General features: G+C 67.6%; 21 protein-coding genes. 7 read left to right on the top strand and 14 right to left on the bottom strand.

Going from position 1 to position 25486, the window contains the following annotated elements; all coding sequences use genetic code 11:
- The first annotated feature begins 35 nt into the window (after positions 1-35).
- From D9R12_RS14105 to metH, 3 genes are all read left to right on the top strand, one after another.
- Positions 36-965 (top strand): ArsR/SmtB family transcription factor, encoded by a 930-nt coding sequence (locus D9R12_RS14105; protein WP_014160507.1) that lies wholly within the window; start codon positions 36-38, stop codon positions 963-965.
- Positions 966-975: 10 nt separating this feature from the next.
- The gene (locus D9R12_RS14100; RefSeq protein ID WP_122231354.1) at positions 976-2088 is read left to right on the top strand and encodes a homocysteine S-methyltransferase family protein; all 1113 of its coding nucleotides are present in this window, start codon (positions 976-978) and stop codon (positions 2086-2088) included.
- Positions 2089-2287: 199 nt separating this feature from the next.
- Positions 2288-5110 (top strand): methionine synthase, encoded by a 2823-nt coding sequence (gene metH, locus D9R12_RS14090; protein WP_122231350.1) that lies wholly within the window; start codon positions 2288-2290, stop codon positions 5108-5110.
- A 24-nt stretch (positions 5111-5134) separates the two neighbouring features.
- Here the strand turns inward: metH and D9R12_RS14085 are convergent, their stop codons facing one another.
- From D9R12_RS14085 to dksA, 14 genes are all read right to left on the bottom strand, one after another.
- On the bottom strand, positions 5135-5329 hold the full coding sequence (locus tag D9R12_RS14085; RefSeq protein WP_014160504.1) for a hypothetical protein: 195 nt from the start codon (positions 5327-5329) through the stop codon (positions 5135-5137).
- Positions 5330-5386: 57 nt separating this feature from the next.
- Complete coding sequence (locus D9R12_RS14080) at positions 5387-6634, bottom strand: acetate/propionate family kinase (RefSeq protein WP_122231348.1); 1248 nt, start codon at positions 6632-6634, stop codon at positions 5387-5389.
- Entirely contained in the window at positions 6631-7383 is a 753-nt protein-coding gene (locus D9R12_RS14075; RefSeq protein WP_122231346.1) for an SDR family NAD(P)-dependent oxidoreductase, read from the bottom strand. The genes D9R12_RS14080 and D9R12_RS14075 overlap by 4 nt, the downstream gene beginning before the upstream one ends.
- Before the next feature lie 85 nt (positions 7384-7468).
- Entirely contained in the window at positions 7469-8899 is a 1431-nt protein-coding gene (locus D9R12_RS14070) for a bifunctional enoyl-CoA hydratase/phosphate acetyltransferase (protein WP_122231344.1), read from the bottom strand.
- Complete coding sequence (locus tag D9R12_RS14065) at positions 8896-9132, bottom strand: hypothetical protein (RefSeq protein ID WP_147475106.1); 237 nt, start codon at positions 9130-9132, stop codon at positions 8896-8898. Before D9R12_RS14065 ends, D9R12_RS14070 begins: the two co-directional genes overlap by 4 nt.
- Positions 9133-9301: 169 nt before the next feature.
- The gene (gene phbB, locus D9R12_RS14060) at positions 9302-10048 is read right to left on the bottom strand and encodes an acetoacetyl-CoA reductase (RefSeq protein WP_014160499.1); all 747 of its coding nucleotides are present in this window, start codon (positions 10046-10048) and stop codon (positions 9302-9304) included.
- A complete protein-coding gene (locus D9R12_RS14055; protein WP_014160498.1) occupies positions 10038-10517 on the bottom strand; it encodes a phasin family protein in 480 nt (159 codons plus the stop codon). Before D9R12_RS14055 ends, phbB begins: the two co-directional genes overlap by 11 nt.
- A 49-nt stretch (positions 10518-10566) precedes the next feature.
- Complete coding sequence (locus tag D9R12_RS14050) at positions 10567-11694, bottom strand: ABC transporter permease (protein ID WP_210538994.1); 1128 nt, start codon at positions 11692-11694, stop codon at positions 10567-10569.
- Positions 11695-11696: 2 nt separating this feature from the next.
- Positions 11697-14444, bottom strand: a complete 2748-nt coding sequence (gene rbbA, locus D9R12_RS14045) for a ribosome-associated ATPase/putative transporter RbbA (RefSeq protein WP_122231378.1) — start codon at positions 14442-14444, stop codon at positions 11697-11699.
- Positions 14445-14448: 4 nt separating this feature from the next.
- A complete protein-coding gene (locus tag D9R12_RS14040) occupies positions 14449-15531 on the bottom strand; it encodes an HlyD family secretion protein (RefSeq protein ID WP_244919646.1) in 1083 nt (360 codons plus the stop codon).
- Complete coding sequence (locus tag D9R12_RS14035) at positions 15528-17009, bottom strand: efflux transporter outer membrane subunit (protein ID WP_122231338.1); 1482 nt, start codon at positions 17007-17009, stop codon at positions 15528-15530. Before D9R12_RS14035 ends, D9R12_RS14040 begins: the two co-directional genes overlap by 4 nt.
- 112 nt (positions 17010-17121) lie before the next feature.
- A complete protein-coding gene (locus D9R12_RS14030; protein ID WP_122231336.1) occupies positions 17122-18846 on the bottom strand; it encodes a PHA/PHB synthase family protein in 1725 nt (574 codons plus the stop codon).
- Between the two features lie 421 nt (positions 18847-19267).
- On the bottom strand, positions 19268-20821 hold the full coding sequence (locus D9R12_RS16155; RefSeq protein WP_014160492.1) for a Fic family protein: 1554 nt from the start codon (positions 20819-20821) through the stop codon (positions 19268-19270).
- 623 nt (positions 20822-21444) lie between these two features.
- The gene (dksA, locus tag D9R12_RS15845; RefSeq protein WP_170159273.1) at positions 21445-22419 is read right to left on the bottom strand and encodes an RNA polymerase-binding protein DksA; all 975 of its coding nucleotides are present in this window, start codon (positions 22417-22419) and stop codon (positions 21445-21447) included.
- 86 nt (positions 22420-22505) lie between these two features.
- Here dksA and yidD point away from each other — a divergent pair, with 86 nt between their 5' ends.
- The 4 genes from yidD (at position 22506) to eat (ending at position 25474) form a co-directional block, all read left to right on the top strand.
- A complete protein-coding gene (gene yidD, locus D9R12_RS14005; RefSeq protein WP_122231372.1) occupies positions 22506-22787 on the top strand; it encodes a membrane protein insertion efficiency factor YidD in 282 nt (93 codons plus the stop codon).
- Positions 22772-22945, top strand: coding sequence for a hypothetical protein (locus D9R12_RS15840; RefSeq protein ID WP_170159271.1), 174 nt, complete (start codon positions 22772-22774; stop codon positions 22943-22945). The genes yidD and D9R12_RS15840 overlap by 16 nt, the downstream gene beginning before the upstream one ends.
- An 11-nt stretch (positions 22946-22956) precedes the next feature.
- Positions 22957-23787 (top strand): M23 family metallopeptidase, encoded by an 831-nt coding sequence (locus D9R12_RS14000; protein ID WP_425479113.1) that lies wholly within the window; start codon positions 22957-22959, stop codon positions 23785-23787.
- Positions 23788-24100: 313 nt separating this feature from the next.
- Positions 24101-25474, top strand: a complete 1374-nt coding sequence (eat, locus tag D9R12_RS13995; RefSeq protein ID WP_122231334.1) for an ethanolamine permease — start codon at positions 24101-24103, stop codon at positions 25472-25474.
- The last annotated feature ends 12 nt before the right edge of the window (positions 25475-25486 follow it).

Here is a 25486-nt window from a genome sequence, read left to right as displayed (position 1 = left end):
CAAAATATCTCCCCATCGCGATATAGAGATGAATAATGGATCTGGAAGCCTGGTCGGCGCGGCTGAAGGTCTTTGCCGACGCCACCCGTGTCCGCCTGCTCGCCCTGCTGGCCGGCGAGGAGTTGACCGTGGCCGAGCTTTCGGCGATCACCCGCCTGGCCCAGCCGCGCGTCTCCACCCACCTGGCCAAGCTCAAGGATGCCGGGCTGGTGCGCGATCGCCGCGCGGGCGTGTCGGCCTATTACCGGTTCGACGAGGACAACCTGGACCCCGCCCAGCGCGACCTGTGGCACAGCCTGCGCGCGGGCAGCGACGATCCGCTGCTGCGCCAGGACGCCGAGCGCGTGGCCGAGGTGCTGGCCGCGCGCGCGGCGACCCAGAACTGGGCCGATACCGTGGCCGGCGACATGGAGCGCCACTACTCTCCGGGTCGCACCTGGGAAGCGCTGGCGCGCACCGCGCTGCCGCTGCTGGAAACCGGCGAGGTGCTGGACATCGCCTCCGGCGACGGCGTGCTGGCCGAACTGCTGTCGCCGCATTCGGGCCGCTACGTGTGCGTGGACACCAGCGCGCGGGTGGTCGCCGCGGCCGGCGAGCGCCTGCGTCGCTTCCCCAATGTGGAAGTGCGCGAGGGCGACATGCATGCCCTGCCCTTCGCCGATGCCAGCTTCGACCTGGTCGTGCTGATGCACGCGCTGACCTATTCAACCGATCCGGCCCGCGCCGTGGCCGAGGCCGCGCGCGTGCTGCGCCCGGGCGGCAAGGCGCTGATCAGCTCGCTGGCCCGGCACGAACACCAGCCGGTGGTGCAGGCCTACGGTCACGTCAACCTGGGCTTCACCGACGCCGAGCTGGCCGCCTTCGCCGAACGCGCCGGCCTGCGCGCCACCAACCTGCACACCGTCACCCGCGAACGCCGTCCACCGCACTTCGAAGTGCTCTCGCTCACTGGCGTCAAGCCGTAAGGACTTGCACATGACCCTGCCAACCCAGACCCTGCCCTGGCTCAACCCCGAACGCGCCCAGCTGCTGCTGGACGCGCTGGCCCGCCGCATCCTGATCATCGACGGGGCAATGGGCACCATGATCCAGCGCCACCGGCTGCAAGAGGCCGATTACCGCGGCGAGCGCTTCGCCGGCGGCTTCGACAGCACCCATGCGCCCGGCGATCACGTGCACGGCGCGGACTGCGACCACGGCCATGACCTGAAGGGCAACAACGACCTGCTGCTGCTGAGCAACCCGCAGGTGATCGCCGGCGTGCATACGGCCTACCTGGAAGCCGGCGCCGACCTGGTCGAGACCAACACCTTCAACGCCACCTCGGTCAGCCAGGCCGACTATCACCTGGAGCACCTGGTCTACGAGCTCAACAAGGAAGGCGCGCGCATCGCCCGCCAATGCTGCGACGCCATCGAGGCAAAAATTCCGGAAAAACCGCGCTTCGTCATCGGCGTGCTCGGTCCGACCAGCCGCACTGCCTCGATCAGCCCGGACGTCAACGACCCGGGCTACCGCAATACCAGCTTCGACGCGTTGCGCATCACCTATCGCGAGGCGGTGGACGGCCTGATCGATGGCGGCGCCGACATCGTCATGGTCGAGACCATCTTCGACACGCTCAACGCCAAGGCCGCGCTGTTCGCCGTGGAAGAGGCGTTCGACACACGCGGCGCGCGCCTGCCGGTGATGATTTCCGGCACCATCACCGACGCCTCCGGCCGCACCCTGTCCGGCCAGACCGCCGAGGCTTTCTACATCTCGCTGATGCACGCCAGGCCGCTGTCGATCGGGCTCAACTGCGCGCTGGGGGCCAAGGACCTGCGCCCGCACATCGAGACCCTGGCCCAAGTCGCCGACTGCTACGTCAGCGCGCATCCCAATGCCGGCCTGCCCAACGCGTTTGGCGAATACGACGAGACCCCTGGGGAAATGGCCGAAACGCTGCGCGAGTTCGCCACTGCCGGCCTGCTCAACCTGGTCGGCGGCTGCTGCGGCACCTCGCCCGAGCACATCCGCGCGATTGCCGAAGCGGTGGCCGGCATCGCGCCGCGCCGCTTGCCGCAGGACCTGGCGCGCGCCGCATGACCCTGATCGTCCACGGCACGACCGACGCCAAGACGCTTTTGCTCCCTCTCTCCCATGACATGGGGGAGAGGGTTGGGGTGAGGGGGCGGGCTTGCGCCGCAGGCTGCCTTCCTCGTCGCTTCGGCGAAAAGCGCCCCCTCACCCCGACCCTCTCGCCCGCGCAGGACGCGGGGGAGAGGGAGCAATCCATCCAAGCCTCATGAACGACACCCCCCGCTACACCCGCCTGTCCGGCCTGGAGCCGCTGGTCATCACCCCGCAGCTGCTGTTCGTCAACATCGGCGAGCGCACCAACGTCACCGGCAGCGCCCAGTTCCGCAAGCTGATCAAGGAAGAGCGCTACGAGGAAGCCGTCGAAGTGGCGCGCCAGCAGGTCGACAACGGCGCCCAGATCCTGGACGTCAACATGGACGAGGGCATGATCGATTCGGAGAAGGCGATGGTGCGCTTTCTCAACCTGATCATGTCCGAGCCGGATATCGCCCGCATCCCGGTGATGGTGGACAGTTCCAGGTGGAGCGTGATCGAGGCCGGCCTGCAATGCCTGCAGGGCAAGGGCGTGGTCAATTCGATCTCGCTCAAGGAAGGCGAAGCGGCCTTCATCGAACATGCGTTGAAGGTCCGCCGCTATGGCGCGGCCGCGGTGGTCATGGCCTTCGACGAAATCGGCCAGGCCGACACCTGCGCGCGCAAGGTCGAGATCTGCACGCGCGCCTACAGGATCCTGACCGAACAGGTCGGCTTTCCGCCCGAAGACATCATCTTCGACCCCAACATCTTCGCCGTGGCCACCGGCATCGAGCAACACGACAACTACGCGGTGGACTTCATCCAGGCCACGCGCATCATCAAGCAGACCCTGCCGCACTGCCACGTGTCCGGGGGGGTGTCGAACGTGTCGTTCTCCTTCCGCGGCAACGAGACCGTGCGCGCGGCGATCCACTCGGTGTTCCTGTACCACGCCATCGCCGCGGGCATGGACATGGGCATCGTCAACGCCGGCGCGCTGCCGATCTACGATGACCTGGACCCGGAACTGCGCGAGCGGGTGGAGGATGTGATCCTCAACCGGCGCAAGGACGGCACCGAGCGCCTGCTGGAAATCGCCGAACGCTACAAGGGCAAGAAGGGTGAGAAGAAGGTCGAAGACCTGGAGTGGCGCTCCCGCAGCGTGCGCGAGCGCCTGACCCATGCGCTGGTGCATGGCATCGACGCCTTCGTCGAGACCGACACCGAGCAGGCCCGCGCCGAGTCGACCCGTCCGCTGGATGTGATCGAAGGCCCGTTGATGGAGGGGATGAACGTGGTCGGCGACCTGTTCGGCGCCGGCAAGATGTTCCTGCCCCAGGTGGTCAAGTCCGCGCGGGTGATGAAGAAGGCGGTGGCCTACCTGCTGCCCTTCATCGAGGCCGAAAAGCTGCGCACCGGCGATACGGCCACCTCCAACGGCAAGATCATCATGGCCACGGTCAAGGGCGACGTGCACGACATCGGCAAGAACATCGTCGGGGTGGTCCTGGCCTGCAACAACTTCGAGGTGGTCGACCTGGGGGTGATGGTCCCCACCCAGACCATCCTGGACCGGGCCAGGGCCGAGAACGCCGACATCATCGGCCTGTCCGGCCTGATCACCCCGTCGCTGGAAGAGATGACCCACGTGGCCCGCGAAATGCAGCGCCAGGGCTTCCAGATGCCGCTGATGATCGGCGGGGCCACCACCTCGCGCGCGCATACCGCGCTGAAGATCGACCCGCACTATGCGGCGCCCACGGTATGGGTGAAGGACGCCTCGCGCGCGGTCGGCGTGGCCCAGTCGCTGATCTCGCGCGACATGCGCGCCGCGTTCGTGGCCGCCAACGAGGCCGACTATGCCCAGATCCGCCAGCGCCATGCCAATCGCGGCGATGCCAAGCGGCTGGTGCCCTTGAGCAAGGCGCGCGCGCAGAAGTTCGACGGTGGCTGGGACCACTACACCCCACCGACGCCGGCCAGGCCGGGCATCACCGTGTTCAACGATTACCCGCTGACCGAATTGATCGAACTGATCGACTGGACTCCGTTCTTCCAGGCCTGGGAACTGGCCGGCAGGTATCCGGCGATCCTCACCGACGAGGTGGTCGGCACCCACGCCAGCGAACTGTTCGCCGATGCCCAGGCCATGCTCGGGCGGATCGTCGCGGAGAAGTGGCTGACCGCGAAGGCCGTGTTCGGGCTGTGGCCGGCCAACAGTGTGGGCGATGACGTGGAGGTTTGCCTTCTCCCTGTGGGAGAAGGTGCCCGAAGAGCCAGCCCCGGACTTGATCCGGGGGCGGATGCGGGTACGACGGAGCCAGCGGCAATCGAACCATTGCGGAACGGCCGAACCCTCACCCCAACCCCTCTCCCGGAGGGAGAGGGACTAAAAGCCACGCTGCATTTCCTGCGCCAGCAGGCCGACAAGCCGGCCGATCGGCCGGACTTGTGCCTGGCCGATTTCATCGCGCCCAAGGACAGCGGCAGGCAGGACTGGATCGGGGCGTTTGCGGTCACCGCCGGGATCGGCATCGAGGCGCACGTGGCCGGTTTCGAGGCCGCGCACGACGACTACAACGCGATCCTGCTCAAGGCCCTGGCCGATCGTCTGGCCGAGGCCCTGGCCGAACGCCTGCACCAGCGCGTCCGCACCGAGTTCTGGGGCTACGCTGGCGGCGAGACGCTCGACAACCAGGCCCTGATCGCCGAGCAGTACCGCGGCATCCGCCCCGCCCCTGGCTATCCGGCCTGCCCCGACCATAGCGAGAAGGCCATGCTGTTCCAGCTGCTGGACGCGCCGGGCAACGCCGGCATGTTACTGACCGAGAGCTTTGCGATGCTGCCCACCGCGGCGGTGTCCGGCTACTACTTCAGCCACCCCGGTGCGCAGTACTTCGTGGTCGGGCGCGTGTCCAAGGAACAGGCCGCCGACTACGCCAGGCGCAAGGGCGTCACCCTGGCGCAGGCCGAGCGCTGGCTGGCCTCCAACCTGGACTACGATCCGGAATGAGCCGGCCCTGTCCGGGCCGGCAGGTCACGGGTGCAACCTGGCCAGGATGATGACCAGCGCCACGATCCCCGCCATCAGCACGAAGATCACCCCTCCCCAGCCCACCCCGATACCGCCGCGCTTGCGGAAGATCACATTCAGAATGGCGACCGAGAGGGTCGGCACCAGCATCAACACCAGCATGATTTTCCAGATCGTGACATCCAGCCCAAGCAACATCGTGTTTCTCCGTGATCGTCGAAATTCTTTTGCAGTGCCGACGGTCGCGCCGCCGGCTCATGCCACCTGGCTCGATGCCAGGCATGCAAGGGTCTCACGTGCGGCCACCCATTCCTCGTTGGTCGGTTCCACGCAGATCCGCACCCGGCTCTCGCGCCGGGAGATGATCGGGGCATCATCCTGGTTGGCCTGGTCATCCAGTTGCGCGCCGAGGAAGGCCAGGCCCTTGCAGATGCGTTCGCGCACGAACGCGCTGTGCTCGCCCACCCCGGCGGTGAACACCAGCATGTCCAGGCCGCCCAGCACGGCGGCCAGTGACGCGGTTTCACGCACGATCCGGCGCACGTAAAGCTCCAGCGCCAGGCGCGCGCGTTCGCCCGCTTCGCCTTCGTCGGCCTCGTGCTGGACGATCACCCGCGGTTCGGAGGAAATGCCGGACACGCCAAGCAGGCCCGACTCGTGGTAGAGCACATGGCCCACCTGTTCCAGGGTCAGCTTTCTGATTTCCATCAGGTAGATCACCGCGCCCGGGTCGATCGCACCGGTGCGGGTGCCCATCATCAGGCCATCCAGGGCCGAGAAGCCCATCGTGGTCGCCACGCTTTGCAGGTCCTGCATCGCGCACAGGCTGGCGCCGCTGCCCAGGTGCGCAACCACCGTGCGACCACGCGCAGCGTCGCCGTGGCGCTCGGCCAGGGCGGTGGCCATGTAGGCGTAGGACAGGCCGTGGAAGCCGTACCGGCGCAACCCCTGCCGCCAGGCCTCGTAGGGCAGCGGCAGGAGCTGTTCGACCTTGGCAAGGGTGTGATGGAAGCCGGTATCGAAGCACGCCACCTGGGCGATGTCCGGGCGCTGCTCGAGCAGGATCTCGATGGCCTCCAGCGCGAACGGCTGGTGCAGTGGCGCCAGCGGGATGTAGCCCTTCAGGTCGGCCAGCACCGCCGCATCCACCCGCACCGGCTGGAAATACTTGCTGCCGCCGTGCACCACTCGATGCGCGACGGCCACGACATTGCGGCCATCCAGGCGTGCGGCCACGCGCTCGCGAATCAGCCGCAGCGCATCCCGGTACGGGTGCGTGGCATCGAGGGTGACCGGGAACGCCGCCACGCCCGTCTGGCCAAAGTCCGCGTTGGGCCCGCCGATGCCCTGGACCTTGCCGTTCCACAGCGGCTGGCGCGGCAACGGATCGGCCATGCCGTCGAACAGCGCGAACTTGATGCTCGACGAGCCGCAGTTCAGCACCAGGATCAGCCCGCCGCTGCCAGATCCGGGCCCCGGCAGCGCGCTTGTTTCCACGGTCATCGGGCGGTGTAGCCGCCATCGACGGTCCACTGCGCGCCGGTGACGAACCCGGCAGCGTCGGACAGCAGGAAGGCCACCACGTGGGCGACCTCCTCGGCCGTTCCCAGCCGGCCGATGGGATGCAGCGCCTGGATCTGGCCCAGCGCGTCGGCGTCGAGCATGGACAGGATCGGCGTGTCGATGTAGCCGGGGTGGATGGAGTTGATGCGGATGCCCTGACTGGCATAGGCCAGCGCCGCTGCACGGGTCAATCCGGTCACGCCGTGCTTGGCCGCGACATAGGCCGTGCTGTCCGGTGTGCCCACCAGGCCCAGGATCGAGGACATGTTGACGATGGCGCCGCCGCCGGCGGCCAGGATCGCCGGAATCTGGTGATGCAGGCCGTGGAATACGCCGCTGAGGTTGATGTCGATGACCCGCTGCCAGGCAGCCGCGTCGAGCATGCCTGCAGGGGCCAGGGTGCCGCCGATCCCGGCATTGTTGAATGCAAGGTGCAGGGCGCCGAAGTGGTCCACTGCACAGGCCACTGCCGACTGCGCGTCCTCGGGCCTGGCAACGTCGCCGGCATGTGCCACCGCCGTGCCGCCGGCGGCGACGATGGCCTCGGCGACCCGCCCGCTGGCGGCCGCATCGATGTCGGTGGCCACCACCTTGAGGCCATTGGCGGCCAGCAGCCGCGCGGTGGCTTGGCCGATGCCCGACCCTGCGCCGCTGACCAGGGCAACATTTCCCTTGAACGAATACTTCATGGCTTGTGACTCCCGTGGTGGAAAGGTGGACATGCGCCGGCAGCGCGCGAACTGCACGGGGTGGCCCTGCCCTCGCGGTGGCGCCTCATGGCGGCGTGCTGCGATAGCGGTGCGCGAGCATCAGCGCGATGGCGCAGGACGCGATCCGTGATTCGCGCGAATCGGCGCGGCTGGTCAGGATCACCGGCACCTTGGCCCCGAGCACGATTCCGGCACTGGCGGCATCGCCCATGTACATCAGCTGCTTGGCCAGCATGTTGCCGCTTTCCAGGTCGGGCACCACCAGGATGTCGGCCTGGCCGGCCACTTCGGAGACGATGCCCTTGATCCGCGCGGCAGCCAGCGACACCGCGTTGTCCAGGCCGAGCGGGCCGTCCAGACGGCCGCCGGTGATCTGGCCGCGATCGGCCATCTTGCACAGGGCCGCCGCGTCCAGGGTGGCCGGCATCGACGGGCTGACCGTCTCCACTGCCGCCAGGATCGCCACCTTGGGCTCGGCCACGCCGATCACGTGGGCCAGTTCGATCGCATTGCGGATGATGTCGGCCTTCTGCTCAAGGTCCGGGGTGATGTTGATCGCCGCATCGGTGACGATGAACGGACGCGGGTAGAACGGGGTCTGCAGCACGAAGCAGTGGCTGACCCGGCGCTTGGTGCGCAGGCCCGCGGCCGCAGACACCACCGCGGCCATCAGTTCGTCGGTATGCAGGCTGCCCTTCATCAGCGCCTCCACCTTGCCCTCGCGCGCCAGCGCGGCGCCGCGCTCGGCGGCGGCATGGCTGTGTGCAACGTCCTCGATCGCCACCCCGGCCAGGTCCAGTCCCGCTTCGGCGGCGACCGCCTCCAGCTTGGCCCGTGGCGCCACCAGGATCGGCACGATCAATCCGGCCGTGCGCGCCTCCAGGGCCGCCGACAGGCTCGGGGTGTCACAGGGGTGGACCACCGCGACCCGGATCGGCTCCAGCGCCGCGACATGGACGAGCAGGCGCTGCAGCCCGCTGCCGCCGCTGCCGGCCACGTCCAGGCCGATCTCCGGAAGCGCGCCGCGGGCATGGACGATCCGCCGGTCCGGGGCCACGACCTGCGCCTGGCCTTCGATGATGGTGTGGCCGTGCTGGTTGGTGCAGCGGCACTCCAGGGTCACCTCGCCGGTGGCCGGATCCTTGGCCACCACCGTCACCCGGACCGAAAGCCGGTCGCCGATCGCCACCGGCGCCAGAAAGCGCAGGACCTGGCTGCGGTAGACCGTGCCAAAGCCCGGCAGGCGGGTGCCCAGGGTCGCCGCGATCAACGCCCCGGCCCACATGCCGTGCGCGACCATGCTCGGGTCGTGGGCTGGCGCCGCCGACCCGGGCACCGGATCCAGCGCACCGGCGTCAGTCTGCCCGGCGAGCAGCGCGAACAGACGCAGATCCTCGCCGGTGAGGGTGCGCTCGATGCCGGCGCTCTCGCCAATGGCCAGTTCGTCGAAGGTGTGGTTGACGATCGTATCCAGCGGACGCTCCTGCGCGGTCATCGTGGCACCGCTGGGAAACGAAGCTGCCTGCACCGGTTCGGCGTTGAGGCGGCCATGTCACCGGCGTGCCCACCCGCGCCGTCGGTCGCGATCGTCCCGGTCATCAGGTCCAGCTCGTCCAGCGGCCAGCCGGCCGTCTGCAGCATCGGCCCGGTGACCGGCACCGGGCCGATGCCCATGATCGCCGGGACGATCTCGGTGCCGGTGGCGGCAGGGATTGCGACGTGGCTCATGCTGGGAATCTCTCGTTTGCAGATGTGGCCGGTGCGGTCCGCAAGCCCAAGGGTCCGCAAAACCGCGCAGGCCCGCATGGGGCAGGTTCATGGATGAACGTGTCCGGACCTTGACCCCGCAAGCGGACGGCGCGGGCGCCGTCCTTGTGCTGTGGGTTCAAGGCTCGGTTCAGCGCATGTGCTGGCCGCCGTTCATCGACACGTTGCTGCCGGTCATGAACGCACCGTCCTCGCTGGCGATGAAGGCAATCAGCGCGGCGATTTCCCGCGGCTTGCCAAGCCGGCCGACCGGAATGTGGGCGACGATCTGCGACTCCAGCACATCCTTGGGCACCGCCGTCACCATGGGCGTGTCCAGATAGCCAGGCGACACCGTGTTCACGGTGACGCCCTTGCGGGCCACTTCCTGGGCCAGCGCCTTGGTGAAGCCGTGGATGCCGGCCTTGGCCGCCGAATAGTTGGTCTGCCCGAATTGACCCTTGTCGCCGTTGATCGAGGAGATGTTGATGATCCGGCCCCAGCCGCGTCCGAGCATGCCCTCGATGAACGGCTTGGTGACGTTGAACATCGAGTCCAGGTTGACCCGCAACACCTGGTCCCAGTCGTCCTTGGTCAGCTTGCGAAAGGTGGCATCGCGGGTGATGCCGGCGTTGTTGACCAGGATGTCCACCGCCCGACCGTCGGCCTGGATGCGCTCGGCCATGCGCTGGCACGCGTCGAAGTCGGCCACGTCCACCTCGTAGGAGCTGAAGGTGTAACCGTCGGCCGCCTGCGCCGCCAGCCAGGTGGCGGCGGCCTCATCGCTGCGCGAGTGGGTGACCAGCACCGTGTGCCCGGCGTCATGGAGCACCCGGGCAATCGCTTCGCCCAGGCCCCCCATGCCGCCGGTCACCAGCGCAGTGCGCTCACTCGGCACTGGACGCCCCCTTCGCACCCCTGTTCTGGCCCGCTCCGGTCGCGCCCGGCCAGAACTGGTTCCACTGCTGCAGCATCCCGTTGACCGTGCTGGTGAAGGTGTTGACGTCGGCCACCCCACCCAACGCCTGGGCGGTTTCCTTCTGCCAGGCCTGAAGTGCCTCCTGCAGGCCGGCGGCAAAGGCGGTCTGCGCGCTGACCGCGATCTGGGTGACCGCCTGGCTGTCGCCGAAGCGCTGCTGCAGCTGGCGCCAGAATGTCTCGCCCGGCAGCGCCGCCAGTGCCTGCCAGTCCTGGGTCTTGAGCACCTGCTCAAGCTCGGCACTGGACTCTGCGATGCTCTCGCCAAGGGCGCGGCTGCCCAGTTCCAGCCATTTCCTCTGGTTTTCCTGCAGCAGCCGGCCCAGGCGCAGCTGAAGTTCGAGATTGGCCTTGTGCAGATTCAACGGAAGATCGGTATTGATGCTCATCTGTGTGTCCTCATCAAGGTGTCGAAAATCGCATCCATGCGGGGAGGCATCAGGCCATCTGGCCGATGGTCTTGCGGAAGCGCTGCAGGGAAAGGAAGAACAGCACGCTTCCAATCACCAGCAGCGCCAGGAACGGCTTCCAGACCACGTCCAGGCCGGCGCCGCGGTAAAGGATGGCCTGGCCGATCTCGACGAAATGGGGATTGGGCGCCAGCTGCATCAGGTCGCGCACCACCCGCGGCATGCTCTCGCGCGGGGTGACCCCGCCGGACAGCATCTGCAGCGGCATCAGGGTCAGGATCAGCAGCAGGCCGAACTGCGGCATGCTGCGGGCCAGGGTGGCCATGAAAATACCCATCGAAGTGGTGGCGAACAGGTGCAGGGTCGCGCCGACCAGAAACAGCGCCACCGAGCCTTCCACCGGCACGTGCAGCAGGCCGCGGACGATGAAGGTCAGCGAGAAGGCGGCAGCGGCCAGTACCACCGCGCCCATCGACCAGACCTTGGCCAGCATGATCTCCGTGCGCGTCACCGGCATGACCAGCAGGTGTTCGATGGTGCCATGCTCGCGCTCGCGGATCAGCGCCGCGCCGGTCAGCACGATCGACAGCATGGTGACGTTGTTGATGATCTGCATCAGCCCGCCGAACCAGGACTTTTCCAGCGCCGGGTTGAAGCGCGCGCGCAGGGCCAGCTCCACTGGCAGGGTCGTGGTGCCGCGGTAGCGCTGCACGAACTCGTTCACCTCGCCCTGCACGATCTGCTGCACGTAGCCGTTGCCGGTGAAGGCCTGGCTCATGCGGGTGGCGTCGATGTTGAGCTGGATCTCCGGCGCGCGTCCGGCCAGCACGTCGCGCTGGAAATCCGGCGGGATGTCCAGCACGAAGGTGTACAGGCCCTGGTCCATGCCGGCGTCCATCTGGTCCAGCGAGATCAGCGACGGGGCCACGAACTGCGGCGGGTAGAACGCCGAGATGATCCGCGCCGACAGGGGCGAGCCGTCCTCGTCGACGATCGCGATCGGCGCGTTGTGCAGGGTCTCGGGCATCGCCGTGGCGGCGGTGTAGACCGAGATGGTGAACGTGTACACGATCAGCAGCAGCATGATCGGGTCGCGCCACAGGCTCCACAGCTCCTTGATGCCCAGTCGATAGATGTTGGCGGCATGGCGCAGCACCTTCAGCGTTCCTGCTTCTTCAGCAGCGCGATCGCCAGGCCCAGGATCACCGGCACCGACAGCAGCAGTGGCACGAACGCCGATTGCAGGTCAGCCAGTCCCAGGCCCTTGCTGAACACGCCGCGGCTGATGGTGAACATGTAGGTGGCCGGGTAGATGTTGCCGATGACCCGGCCGAAGCCCTCCATCGCCGAGACCGGATCGATCAGGCCGGAGAACTGCGCGGCCGGGATCATCGTGCCGATCACCGCAAAGAACATCGCCGCGATCTGGCTGCGGGTGACCGCCGAGGCCAGCAGGCCCATGCCGGTGGCGCTGAAGCTGAAGATCAGCGCCGCCAGCAGCAGGGTCGGGTAGCTGCCGGTCACCGGCACCCCGAACACGGTCACCGCCAGCAGGCTCATCAGCAGGAAGTTGACCATCGCCAGCACCACGTAGGGCAGCTGCTTGCCGAGCAGGAATTCGCTGCGGGTCACCGGGGTGACGTACAGATTGATGATAGACCCCATCTCCTTCTCGCGCACCACCGCCAGCGCGGTCAGCATCGCCGGCAGCATCAGCAGCAGCAGCGGCACCACCGCCGGCACCATCGCCGGCAGGCTCCTGACGTCGGGGTTGTAGCGATAGCGCGGCTGCACCGTGGCGCGGCTGGCCACCGCGATGCCGCGCTGGCGGGCCTGGTCGGTCAGCCACTGCTGGTGGATGCCCTGGACATAACCCTGCACGGTTTCGGCGCGGGTCGGCATGGCGCCGTCGATCCACGCGCCGATCTCGGCATGGTCCCCGCGGATCACGTCGCGGCCGAAGCCCGAGGGGATCTCCAGCGCCAGCGACAGTTCACCGCTGCGCATGCGCTGGTCAAGGTCGGCGTAATCGGTGATCGGCGGGCGCTCGATGAAATAGCGCGAGCCGGCCAGGTTCAGCATGTAGGCCTGGCTCTGGGTGGTCTGGTCGCGGTCAAGCACGCCGTAGCGCAGGTTTTCCACATCCATGGTGATGCCGAACCCCATCACGAACATCAGGATCAGCGAGCCGCCCAGGGCCAGGGTCGCGCGGACCGGATCGCGGCGCAGCTCCAGTGCCTCGCGCCACATGTAGCTGAGCATGCGCTGCAGGCTGAAGCCCCTGTGGCGGCGTCTGGCTGCAGTGTCGGCCTCGGCCGCCATGGTCGGGGTCATCTCGTGCCCGTCCGCGTTTTCTGCACCACCGCCGGCTTCCACCAGATAGCCGATGAAGGCCTCCTCCAGGGTCCTGGCCCCGCGCTTGCGCACCAGCGCGGCCGGGGCATCGCTGTCCAGCACCTTGCCGGCATGCATCATCGACATGCGGTCGCAGCGCTCGGCCTCGTTCATGAAGTGGGTGGAGATGAAAATGGTCACCTGGTCGCGCCGCGACAGCTGAATCAGCAACCGCCAGAAACTGTCGCGCGCGATCGGGTCCACCCCGGAAGTGGGCTCGTCCAGGATCAGCATTTCCGGCTTGTGGACCATCGCCACCGCCAGCGACAGGCGCTGGCGCATGCCCAGCGGCAGGCTCTCGGGCAGGCTGTCCAGCACCTCGCGCAGACCGAAGCGGTCGACCATTTCATCGACCCGACCCGGCACCTGGTCCTCCGGCACGTGGAACAGGCGCGCGTGCAGCACCAGGTTCTGGCGCACGCTCAGCTCGTTGTACAGCGAGAACGACTGCGACATGTAGCCCACGCGCCGGCGGGTGTCGATGTCGCGTGGATCGACCGGGTTGCCGAACAGCCAGGCCTGTCCCTCGCTGGCCGGCAGCAGCCCGGTCAGCATCTTCATCGTGGTCGACTTGCCGCAGCCGTTGGAGCCCAGGAAGCCGAAGATCTCACCGCGGCGAATACGCAGGCTGACATGGTCCACAGCAGTGAAGTCGCCAAAGCGCATGGTCAGGTCCCTGGCCTCGATGGCGATGTCGTCCTTGCCGTCGGCCGGCAGCGGCGGGATCTCCACCGGCTGGTAGCCGCGCTTCTTCTCCTCCGGCAGCAGCGCGATGAAGGCAGTCTCCAGCGACTCCGAACCGGTCTGCGACAGCAATTCCTGCGGGGTGCCGGTGGCCAGCACCTTGCCATCATCCATCGCCACCAGCCAGCCGAAGCGCTGCGCCTCGTCCATGTAGGCGGTGGCCACGATCACGCTCATCGACGGCCGCTGCCGGCGCAGGCGTTCGATCAGGTCCCAGAACTGCGAGCGCGCCAGCGGATCCACGCCCGTGGTGGGTTCATCCAGGATCAGCAGGTCCGGGTCGTGGATCAGTGCGCAGCACAGGCCGAGCTTCTGCTTCATGCCCCCGGAGAGCTTGCCGACCGGGCGCGACAGGAACGGATACAGGCCGGTGCTGCGGGTCAGCTCGTCGATGCGGCGGCGGCGCTCGCCGGCGTCATGGCCGAACAGGCGCCCGAAGAACTGCAGGTTTTCCTCCACCGACAGGGTCGGGTACAGGTTCCGGCCCAGGCCCTGCGGCATGTAGGCGATGCGCGGGCACACCTGGTCGCGGTGCCGCTTGCTGGACATGTCGCCGCCGAGTGCTTCCACCGTACCGTCCTGGACCGCGCGCGCCCCGGCCAGCAGCGACAGCAGGCTGGACTTGCCCACGCCGTCCGGACCGATCAGGCCGACCATGATCCCGGCCGGGATCTCCAGGTCCACCCCGTCCAGCGCCACGGTCTTGCCGTAGTGCAGGCCGACCGCGCGCAGGGTCGCGACCGACGCCGGCTGGGAGGCGGTCGCCATCAACCTACTCCGGGACCCTGAGCGCCAGCTCGGCCGGCCAGGGCTGGTCGGTGTCCAACCGGACCCAGGCCACGCCCGGCAGCCCGGTCTTGACCTGCCGCAGATGCTCACGCAGCAGCTCCGGGGAGATCTGCGCCTTGACCCGGAACATCAGCTTCTGCCGCTCGCTGGCGGTCTCCACGGTCTTGGGCGTGAACTGCGCGGTGCTGGCCACGAACGACACCTTGGCCGGAATCACGTAGTCCGGGGCCACGTCGAGCACGATCCGCGCCTCGCTGCCCAGGGCGACCCTGCCGGCCAGCGTCTCGGGCAGGAAGAAGGTCATGTACACATCGGACAGGTCGACCAGGTTCAGCACCTTGCCGCCGGCGGGCAGCACCTCGCCAGGCTGGGCGACGCGGAACTGCACGCGGCCCTCGCGCGGCGACTTCAGCGCGCTGTCGTCGATGTCGGCCTGGATCCTGGCCACCGTCGCCAGCGCTGCGGTGACGGCGGATCTGGCGCCGACCAGCTGCGCTTGCGCCGCCGCGACCGCGGCCTGCGCCGACGCGGTCTGGGCCCGGGCCGCAGCGACAGCGGCTTCGGCGCTGCGTACTCTGGCGCGGTCATCGTCCAGTTCCTGCGCGGACGCAGCGCCTTCCAGGGTCAGCGTCTCCGAGCGCTTCAGTCGGCGCTGGGCCGCGTCCAGCTCGCTCAGGCGCTGGCGAACCTGCGCCTGCGCCGCCAGCACTTCGCTCTGGCGCAGGGTGACCTGCGCCTCGGCAGCGGTCACCGCGTGGATCGCCTGCTGATGGCCGGCAACGGCCTGGTCGTACTGCGCCTTGAGCACGTCGATCTGCATCGACGCCAACGGCTGGCCGGCTTTGACGAAGTCGCCCTCGTCGACCAGGATGTCCTCGATGCGGCCGGCCAGCTTGGTGGCCACGTCGACCTCGATGGCTTCGATGCGGCCATTGCCGCTGGCGAAACCGTCGCCAGGCCCGGTCGGGCGCAGCATCCACCAGGCCAGCCCGCCCAGGGCCGCGATGGCCAGCACGACCGCCACGATGATCAGGTTCTTCTTGAGCAAGGGAGTGATTGCCTTCACGGTTGTGGTGCCCTGGAAGTCGGAGCGATCGCGGAAACGGGGCTGCCGGGGTCGGCCGCGCCGCCGCCGAGTGCGGCGTACAGCGACACCTGGCTGGACAGCAGCGCGCGTCGCACCTGGACCAGCTGCTGCTGGGCCGACAGCAGGTCGCGCTGGGCATCGAGCACTTCCAGATAAGTGGCCGCGCCGCTGTCGTAGCGCAGCTTGGCCAGGCGCGCCCGATCGCTCTGCGCGTCCAGCGTGTCGCGCTGGAAACGCACCTGCTCGGCCAGCCACTGGCGCGCGGACAGGGCATCGGCAACATCGCGGAACGCCGCCTGCACGGTCCTTTCGTAGTCGGCCACCGCCGCATCGCGGCGCACCTGGGCCAGGTCCAGGTTGGCGCTGCGGCGGCCGCCGTCGAAGATCGGCAGCGACAGGACCGGCAGGAAACGCCAGGCCCGGCTGCCGGAGTCGAACAGGCCATCCAGTTCGCTGCTGGCCGAGCCCCAGCTGCCGGTCAGGGCGATGCTGGGGAAGAACGCGGCGCGCGCCGCGCCGATATTGGCGTTGCTGCCGCGCAGCCGATGCTCGGCGGCGATGATGTCCGGGCGGCTGGCCAGCAACTGCGAGGGCAGGCCCACCTGCAATTCGGCGAACATCGCCCCATCGTCGAAGCCGGTCACGCGCGGTGCCAGGTCCAGCGGCACACCGACCAGGCTGACCAACGCATGGGCCTGGAACGCGCGCGCCTGCCGCAGCTGGGCGCCGAGCGCCTGGGCCTGGGTCAGCAGGGTCCGGACCTGGGCCAGTTCCAGCCTGGAAATCGCCCCGACCTCGTAGCGGCGGCTGAAGATGCGAAACGATTCCTGGCGGGTGGCGATGGTCTGCTCGGCCAGGGCCACCCGTTCATCCAGTTCACGCAGCGACAGGTAGCCATTGGCGACCGCGGCGATCAGCGATACCCGGACCCCGCGCCGGGCCGCGCTGGTGGCCAGGAACTCCTGCAGCGCCGCCTGCTTGAGCGAGCGTATCCGCCCCCACAGGTCCAGCTCCCAGTTGCTCAGGCCGACATAGGCCTCGTAGTCGCTGCCGACCTGAGGGCGGCCGCTGACGTTGAGGTCACCCGGCACCCGCGAGCGGGCACCCTCCACGCCCACGCCCAGGCCCGGAAACTGGTCGGCGCGCTGGATCCGGTAGGCGGCGCGTGCCTGCTCGACCTGCAGCACGGCCAGGCGCAGGTCGCGGTTGTTGGCCAGGGCGGTGCCGATCAGCCGCTGCAATTGCGGATCGGCGAAATAGTCCGGCCAGCCCAGTGCCGGTGCCGGCACCGGGCCTTCAGCGGTGGGCGTGGCGTCGGCGGGCCAGGCGTCGGCCACCGGCAGCGGCGGCGTTGAATCCGGAGGGGCCATCGAGGCGCAGCCGGCAAGCGCCACGGCCAGCGCGCAGCTCGCCAAACGGCCAAGGGTCACGAAGAAGGAAGGACGGGAACAGAGCATGGAGCCTGGATGCAACACCTGGTTGATGACTTGAGGCTAGCATCAACCTGCGTGAGCACCCCGCCCATCCCGCGGGCGCTGCGTTGGTTGATCGACCGCGCCATGTCGGCGGTCATGGCTCCCTGACGTAGCGCCCGGGGGCATCGTCGATCACCGGATAGCCGCTGGCCGCAGCGCCGGTGTCGGGCGGATCGACGGGCGTACCGGAACGCACGCGCAGCCACTGGCTCCACTCCGGCCACCACGAACCCTCCTTCCGCATGGCGGCCTCGAGCCAGGCATCGGCATCCAGGTAGCCCTCACCCTTGTGCCGGGTCTTCACCCGGTAGCTGCGGCGCGGATGCCCCGGCTCGCTGACGATGCCGGCGTTGTGGCCACCGGTGGTCAGGACGAAGGTGAGCTCGGCCGGCGAGAGATAGTGCAGCTTGTAGACCGACCGCCACGGTGCCACATGGTCGCTCTCGGTGCCCACGCTGAACACCGGCAGGGTGATATCGCCCAGCGACACCGGGCGGCCCCGTACCGGGTAACGCCCTTCGCTGAGATCGTCATTCAAGAACAGCCGGCGCAGGTACTGCGCGTGCATCTTGGCCGGCATCCGCGTGGTATCGGCGTTCCAGGCCATGAGGTCGTTCATCGGCTGGCGCTCGCCGAGCAGGTACTCACTGATCAGCCGCGACCAGATCAGGTCGTAGGAGCGCAGCATCTGGAACGCGCCGGCCATCTGATCGGCGCGCAGGTAGCCTTGCTGCTGCATCTGTGCTTCCAGCAGCGTGACCTGGCTTTCGTCGATGAAAAGACCCAGTTCGCCCGGCTCGCTGAAATCGGTCTGGGCGGTGAACAGGCTCAGCGAGGCCAGCCGGTCGTCACCGTCGCGGGCCATCGCCGCCGCCGCGATGGACAGCAGGGTGCCGCCCAGGCAATAGCCGGTGGCGTGGACCTTGGCCCCGGGCGCGATCGCGTTGATCGCATCCAGGCCGGCCCAGAAGCCCAGCGCCAGGTAGTCGTCCATGCCCAGCTCGCGCTCCTCCACGCCAGGATTCTTCCAGGAAATGCAGAACACGGTGAATCCCTGAGCGACCAGGTAGCCGATCAGCGAATCGTGCGGCGACAGGTCCAGGATGTAGTACTTCATGATCCAGGCCGGGATCACCAGGACCGGCTCGGGATGAACCTGCGCAGTGGTCGGCGTGTACTGGATCAACTCCATCAGCCGATTGCGCAACACCACCTTGCCGGGCGTCACTGCCACATCGCGCCCGACCTGGAAATTCTCCACGCCTGCCGGCGGCTGCTGGGCCAACCGGCGCTCGATGTTGTCCACCAGATAGCCCAGGCCGCGCCGCAGATTGGCGCCGCCTTCCTCGAAGGTCCGGCGCAGGGCCACCGGGTTGGTCGCCAGCTGGTTTCCGGGGGAAAACACGTCCAGCCACTGGCGGGCCGCAAAGGCCACCATGGTTTCGTGATGCCGCTCCACCCCGGGCACCCCGCCTGTGGCGGCCTCCCACCAGCGCTGGTTCAACAGGAACGCCTGGTGCCACAGGTTGAACGGCCAGCTGCGCCATTCCGGCGCGGCGAAGCGGCGGTCGCGGGCGGGCGGTTCGATGCAGGCATGGGCCTGGCCCGGCCCGGCGATCATGCATTCACGCAAGTAGCCGGCCAGGGTCGAGGCCTGTTCCAGCCCCAGCGCGGCCAGATCGGATTGCTTGCCGGGCGAGGCGACCAGATGGGTCGCCCAGTCCACCCAGGCCAGCAGGGCCGACTGCGGCGACAGCGACCCGGTGACACCGGCCAGGGCGGCCCGCGCCTGGACGTCCAACGGACTGAGCGCGTGCATCCGGGGAACCGGAGTGTCGGAAGGAGGGTGGTTCACCACGGGGCCCAGGGAACGAAAAGCGAATCCTGAATCTGCGGCCTGGTGGGCGCCTTGATCTGGATCAACACGGCCATCGGTCTGTCATGCCATCACCAGCCCCGCGGTATACACCCCTTGTATGACCGTGCCGATCAAGGCGCCGCCGCAAGCGCCACGCGCACGTACGAACCCTCGTCTACACGGGGGTTGCGCACACCGTCCAGGTCGCTGGCCCGATCCCGTCCTCGGCGCCGCAGGGCACCTGGTCCATCATGGCGCTGAGGTGCCTTCACCCAGGACACTTCCGCCAGGACACTCCGGGATCGAGGCCGAACGCAGTCGAGTCTTTCGCGCCCCGCGCTCGCGTACTCCATCGACCCATCGCGATTGCCATCGGAGGTAGTTAGTCACGGAAGGCCCGCTCGACCACCTCGACGATATCGGACCAGATGCCTGGTTCTCGCAACACCGGCATTTCCTTGGCCAACACGTTGCTGAGCTCCCCTCGATTCTGCTCGATCGAACGCAACACCCGGTCGGCCTGCTGATCCGGCATCTCGACGATCTCTTTCAGTGCCGCACGTGCCCACCCATGACGGCGCAGGTAGCGCGATTCCTCGCGCATCTGTTCCGTCAGGGTGCGTCCCAGGATGTTGGACAAGACCACCACGTGCGGGCCGAGATCCGGGTAACGCCATAGCGGCCTGGCCTGCTCGGCGCCACCGAAGGCGAAATTCGACACCACCCCATCCGGGTAGGTGGTCTGCACAGGCTCGAACGTCACGTACTCCCGTACTCCCTGCATCAAGGGTGTGGACATTTGATCCAGTACGCGCTCGTAACCGCGCCGCTCGCCGACATCGTCGGTGATGACTGCGGACACTGGCAGGATTACCGGATCAGGGATCACCCCATCACGTCGCAATACGTCGTTGATCAGGAACCGGTGCACCCGCCCATTGCCGTCGGCCAAAGGATGGATGTAGACAAAGCCGAACGATGCCACGGCGCTGCGCATCACCGGCGATTGCCCTTGCGTCCTTTCAAGAAAGACCCGCAATCCCTCCAACATCGCCGGAACATCCTCGGCAACCGGGGCCACGTAATGCACCACCTCCTGGTAGCGCACCACCTCGCCCACGAATACCGGCGATTGCCGTATCCCGAAACGCACAAGTGTGGTTCGCTCACCAAGGATCTCGCGTTGCAATTCGGCCAGCACCGTATCGGTCAGCGGCCATTCGCCCTGACCGGTACGTCGTGCCATCACGTCTGCAAAACGCTGGACACGGGTCGCCTGACCAGCCTCCCCTTCAATGGCAAAACTGGCCCGGCTTTCCCGCAGCGTCATCCACGCAGCGGCCCGCATCAGCAGGTCCTCGCCAAACTCGTCGGTCAATTCACCGAACAGGACCGATACGTCCAGTTCGGCCGCCCGTACGACGGCCTCGTTCTTCACCACCGTCGGGCAGAAGTCCCGCGTGCCCGGCAAGTTGTCGTTTACCCGCCAACGCTGCACCTTCACCGCACGCTCGGGTGAGGCGGCCACCATCTTGGCGGCGTCGATCGCATCGACGTAGTTGCCCCCCAACCGCTCCGGCACCTGCAACAGGTCGCCGGTGAGCCACTCGTACAGGAACGCTGCCCGACGGGCGTACTGCCCGGTTGGTTCGGCCGCAATCCACGCCTGGACGAAATCAGGGCCAGCCTGAGCAAACAGACGGGACAGGAATTCCAGATGCGGGACTTCATGGCGCAGGTGGAATTGCAGATGCGCAGCCGGCGTAGCCGCAGGCCGCATGATCTCCAGATACGCTTCCAGCCGGAAACCCTCATTGATCTCCGACGCACGTCGCCCGCCCACTTGGCTGAGGACGGGCAATCGCCCCATCGGCTCCACCCCGTAGGTTCGGGCCAACCATGCAGCCCCCATGGGGTCAGCGGGGAGGTTACTCATCTGCGCGCTCCCGATAGGAAGGAAGGCAGTTCCGTCCGCACAAAAACGTCGAAACTTGGGAGAAATGCCATCACAGGCGCTTAGAGATGCACAAAATCGATTGTAACTTCAACAAATTAGTCGAAAACAATTATGAAAGACTTACCTAGGAGTCCGGAGAAGAGCTTTGCCGATCAGTTGCCTGGCATTTCATCCCCGGCCCCGGAAGCGGAGCAGCATCGCTGCCGCCCGTTTCTCACTGGCCAGCAGATCCAAGCGTCCATCATCTTGCAGCGCTCCTCCAGATACGAGGCCCGGTTGTGGGCTCGACGACGCTTGTTCGCCTCCTCATGGGCCAATTGCCGTTCGATGGCATCGGCATGGAATCCCCGCTCATTGAGTTCCGTCGAGGCCACTTGGCGTTGCGAATCTGGTTTGCGTTCAACTTGTCGATGGCCCCTTCACCACACCTCGGACGTCCTCAACGACGTTCGATCTTAGTGGCGGGAAGGCAAAATCAACCCCGGGAAACACCCTCCGAAGCGAGGGATTTCCTGATTAGGCTTGGGACTTGGTGAGGCTACAACTCATTGATTTCATGGGAGGTCACATCCTCATGAACCCACATAGTTTCATATGAAACTTCAGTCGCCCTGCTGCTTCTGCAGATGCTCCCAACGTTCCTGGGCATCCAGGGTACGTTCGGCAGTCAGGCGTGCTTCCAGGCGCTCCAGGCCGATTTCTTCGCCGGTATCCACGCAGTAGCCATAGTCGCCGGCTTCCAGACGCTTGAGGGTGCTGTCGATCTTGCCGATCAGCTTGCGGTAACGGTCGCGGGTGCGCAGTTCCAGCGAGTTCTCGGTCTCGCGGGTCGCGCGTTCGGCTTCATCGCCCACGTCGCGCACTTCGTCCTTGAGGTTCTCGATGGTCTGCTTGGATTCCTCCACCAGGTCGGCGCGCCAGTCGAGCAGGCGCTGGCGGAAGTACTCCTGCTGCAACGGGCTCATGTACTCCTCGTCGGGCTGGGGCTTGTAGCCTGGGGGGATCACCGGGCGGCCGGTGGCTTCGTCGATGGTGTATTCGACCTTGCGGACCTTGGGCTTGGACGAGGTTTCGGGCGCGCGCGCAGTCACGGCCACGGCGATCTTGCCGGTGACGCGCGAAGCTGCGGGCTTGGCCGGGATGGGGCGTTTTTCGGTTTTCGGGGGAGTCTTGGCGGGCACAGGATTCTTTGCAGGAACGGCCTTGGCTGCGGGCGAGGCGGCGGTCTTGGCCACCGAAGCTTGACTGGGGCCGGCAACCTTGGCGGGAGCGGATTTGGCCGGAGCGGTCTTGGCAACCGGCTTCGGAGCGGGCTTGGGTGCGGGCTTTGCCGCTGCGGCCTGCCTGGCCGGCGCGGGCGCCGGTTTCTTCGCAGTCGCGGCTTTGGCGGCCGTGGGGGCGTTCGTGGCCTTCTTCGCCGGCGCGGTCTTGGTCGCCGCCGGCTTGCTGCTGGCGACAGGCACGGCTTTCTTCGCCGGTGCCTTCTTGGCCGGCGCCTTGGCAGCCGCTGCGTGCTTGCCAGCAGCGGGCGACTTGACGGCCTTGACGGCCGGTTCTACGGGTTTCTTGGCTGCCACGAACAGCGTCCTTGATGATTCCCGGGCCGGGAAAAGCGGGCCTTTATAGCTCACCCACGCAGGGGGGGCAACCACGTTGCCGAGCCATCGCTTATCATCGGGCCATGCTCCAGCGCGGACTCATTGCCTTATTGCGCGGCTACAAGCGCTTGATCAGCCCGCTGCTGGGTCCGCGCTGCAGGTTCGAGCCCAGTTGCTCGGTGTACGCGATGGACGCCATCGGCCGCTTCGGCGTGCTGCGCGGCGGCTGGATGGCGGCCCGCCGGGTCGGCCGCTGCCATCCGTTCCATCCGGGCGGCTACGACCCGGTTCCAGACGACCCCCATTCATCTACCCGTCCAGGCGCCTGTAAATGCCCGCCACCGTGATCGTCAACGCGCGTCTGGTCAACGAAGCTCGCCAGACCGCCGGTGGCCTGCGTTTGGAGAACGGCCGGATCGCGACCTGGGTCAACGGCCGCATGGGGTGGAACGGCGAGCAGCTGGTCGGCATGCCAAAGGGCCCGCGGCTGGAATCGGATCGGTGAGGCCGGTCTTGCTGGCCCTGCTGCTGACCGCGGCCGGCAGCGCGAGTCCGGCCGGGTCCATCCCGGCCGCGCACGCGCAGGCGGCCACACAGGCGCTGTTTCCGGCTTCGGTGTCGCAGGGCGCGCTGGTGCTGGGCAAGGTCGCGCCGGGCAGCCAGGTGCGCTATGCCGGACGCACGCTGCGCGTGACGGCCTACGGCACGGTTGTGTTCGGCGTCGGCCGCAACCAGACCGGCCCGCTGCAGGTGCAGGTCACCGCGCCGGGCGCGACCATGCAGACCGTGTCCATCGCGGTGGCGCCGCGCGACTGGCCGACCGAGCGGGTCAATGGCGTGCCGCCGGCGAGCGTCAACCCGCCGCCGCAGATCGCCGCGCGGATCGAGCGCGAACAGGCACAGGTGAGCGCGGCGCGCGATCGCGATGATGACCGCACCGATTTCGTGGCACCCTTCCTCTGGCCGGTGCAGGGCCGCATCAGCGGCCGCTTTGGCAATGCGCGCGTCTACAACGGCCAGCCCTCACCGGCCGGGCACTCGGGCATGGACATCGCCGCGCCCACCGGCACACCGGTCAAGGCGCCGGCGGCCGGGATCGTCACCTTCGCCGCGCCGGACCTGTACCTCACCGGCGGCACGGTGCTGCTGGACCATGGCCATGGGGTCAGCTCCAATTTCCTGCACCTGTCGCAGATCGCGGTGAAGGTCGGCGAGCACATCGCCCAGGGCCAGGTGATCGGCGCAGTCGGTGCCACCGGGCGCGCGAGCGGGCCGCATCTGCATTGGGGAATGAGCTGGTTCGATACGCGCATCGATCCGCTGCTGGTGCTGGACCGCGCCCGGTAAGGCCCGCCCTTGACCCGAGCCGGCCAGGCGCGCGACCGCCGAGGGTGCCGCGTTGGGCCACATACCGCGCCGCCCACATCCGGCGCCCGACGCCTGTGCCAGGGGCGTTTTGTTGTGTATAACCTCAAGGCGACGGCGATGCAGCTGACCGCATCGTCATCGCCCGTACTGCGGCAGGACGCCGCCCCTGGCAATTTGCGTCGATGCCCAGCTGCCACCGCGCAGTGCCATCGGCCTGCAGTCGCAATCAGCAGCGTTGCGGAGCCGGCCGTGCAGGCCGCGCTCCATCTCCTCCCCCCTTCAGCGATCGGAGATGCGCGTGATGTCCAACGAAAAACTCAAACCCACCCTGGGCACCCTGCACCTGTGGGGCATCGCCGTGGGCCTGGTGATTTCCGGTGAGTACTTTGGCTGGAGTTACGGCTGGGGCGTGGCCGGCACGCTCGGCTTCCTGGTCACCACACTGGTGATCGCGGCGATGTACACCTGCTTCATCTTCAGCTTTACCGAACTGACCACGGCGATCCCGCACGCGGGCGGGCCGTTCGCCTACAGCTGGCGCGCGTTCGGCGCCACCGGCGGGATGATCGCCGGCATCGCCACCCTGATCGAGTTCGTGTTCGCCCCGCCCTCGATCGCGATGGCCATCGGCGCCTACCTCAACGTGCAGTTCCCGGGCCTGGACCCGAAGGCCGCCGCGGTCGGTGCGTACATCGTGTTCATGACCTTGAACATCCTCGGGGTGACCATCGCGGCCACCTTTGAACTGGTGGTCACCCTGCTGGCGGTGGCCGAGCTGCTGGTGTTCATGGGCGTGGTCGCGCCGGGTTTCAGCTTGGCCAGGTTTGCCGCCGGCGGCTGGGCCGGCGCCGATGTCTTCAGCCCCGCGGCGATCGGCGGGATCTTCGCGGCGATCCCGTTCGCGATCTGGTTCTTCCTGGCCATCGAAGGGGCGGCGATGGCGGCCGAGGAAGCCAAGGACCCCAGGCGCACCATCCCCAAAGCCTATATCGCCGGCATCCTGACCCTGGTGGCGCTGGCCTTTGGCACGATGATCTTTGCCGGCGGCGTGGGCGACTGGAAGGCGCTGAGCAACATCAACGACCCGCTGCCGCAGGCGATGAAGGCGGTGGTCGGGAGCAGTTCGACCTGGCTGCACATGCTGGTATGGATCGGCCTGTTCGGCCTGGTGGCCAGCTTCCACGGCATCATCCTGGGCTACTCGCGGCAGTTCTTCGCCCTGGCCCGGGCAGGCTTCCTGCCGCACGGGCTGGCCAGGCTCTCGCGCTTCCAGACCCCGCACCGGGCAATCCTGGCCGGTGGCGTGATCGGCGTGGCGGCGATCTACAGCGATGGCCTGATCAGCGTGCAGGGCATGAGCCTGACCGCGGCGATGATCACCATGTCGGTGTTCGGCGCGGTGGTGATGTACATCATGAGCATGCTGAGCCTGTTCAAGTTGCGCCGCAGCGAGCCGGACCTGGCACGCACCTTCCGCGCGCCCGGTTATCCGCTGGTGCCGGCGATCGCGCTGGTCCTGGCGCTGGTGTGCCTGCTGGCGATGCTGTGGTTCAACCCGCAGGTGGCGCTGGCGTTCGTGGCGCTGATGGTGTTGGGCATGGGGATGTGCTGGCTGAGCCTGCGTGGCGGCGGCCCGCAACCGGATGCGGCAATCGATCACCCATGAGCCTGGCAGCGG

It is taken from the genome of Pseudoxanthomonas spadix (assembly GCF_003703395.1).
Lineage (GTDB): Bacteria > Pseudomonadota > Gammaproteobacteria > Xanthomonadales > Xanthomonadaceae > Pseudoxanthomonas_A > Pseudoxanthomonas_A spadix.
This window is presented reverse-complemented; position numbering and strand designations above follow the sequence as displayed.

What these genes read in the sequence shown, in the direction of transcription:
- D9R12_RS14105 (WP_014160507.1), top strand. Translation starts at nt 36, where the DNA reads ATGGATCTGGAAGCCTGGTCGGCGCGGCTGAAGGTCTTTGCCGACGCC.
- D9R12_RS14100 (WP_122231354.1), top strand. Translation starts at nt 976, where the DNA reads ATGACCCTGCCAACCCAGACCCTGCCCTGGCTCAACCCCGAACGCGCC.
- metH (WP_122231350.1), top strand. Translation starts at nt 2,288, where the DNA reads ATGAACGACACCCCCCGCTACACCCGCCTGTCCGGCCTGGAGCCGCTG.
- D9R12_RS14085 (WP_014160504.1), bottom strand. Translation starts at nt 5,329, where the DNA reads ATGTTGCTTGGGCTGGATGTCACGATCTGGAAAATCATGCTGGTGTTG.
- D9R12_RS14080 (WP_122231348.1), bottom strand. Translation starts at nt 6,634, where the DNA reads ATGACCGTGGAAACAAGCGCGCTGCCGGGGCCCGGATCTGGCAGCGGC.
- D9R12_RS14075 (WP_122231346.1), bottom strand. Translation starts at nt 7,383, where the DNA reads ATGAAGTATTCGTTCAAGGGAAATGTTGCCCTGGTCAGCGGCGCAGGG.
- D9R12_RS14070 (WP_122231344.1), bottom strand. Translation starts at nt 8,899, where the DNA reads ATGACCGCGCAGGAGCGTCCGCTGGATACGATCGTCAACCACACCTTC.
- D9R12_RS14065 (WP_147475106.1), bottom strand. Translation starts at nt 9,132, where the DNA reads ATGAGCCACGTCGCAATCCCTGCCGCCACCGGCACCGAGATCGTCCCG.
- D9R12_RS14055 (WP_014160498.1), bottom strand. Translation starts at nt 10,517, where the DNA reads ATGAGCATCAATACCGATCTTCCGTTGAATCTGCACAAGGCCAATCTC.
- rbbA (WP_122231378.1), bottom strand. Translation starts at nt 14,444, where the DNA reads ATGGCGACCGCCTCCCAGCCGGCGTCGGTCGCGACCCTGCGCGCGGTC.
- D9R12_RS14035 (WP_122231338.1), bottom strand. Translation starts at nt 17,009, where the DNA reads ATGCTCTGTTCCCGTCCTTCCTTCTTCGTGACCCTTGGCCGTTTGGCG.
- D9R12_RS14030 (WP_122231336.1), bottom strand. Translation starts at nt 18,846, where the DNA reads ATGCACGCGCTCAGTCCGTTGGACGTCCAGGCGCGGGCCGCCCTGGCC.
- D9R12_RS16155 (WP_014160492.1), bottom strand. Translation starts at nt 20,821, where the DNA reads ATGAGTAACCTCCCCGCTGACCCCATGGGGGCTGCATGGTTGGCCCGA.
- D9R12_RS15840 (WP_170159271.1), top strand. Translation starts at nt 22,772, where the DNA reads ATGCCCGCCACCGTGATCGTCAACGCGCGTCTGGTCAACGAAGCTCGC.
- eat (WP_122231334.1), top strand. Translation starts at nt 24,101, where the DNA reads ATGCGCGTGATGTCCAACGAAAAACTCAAACCCACCCTGGGCACCCTG.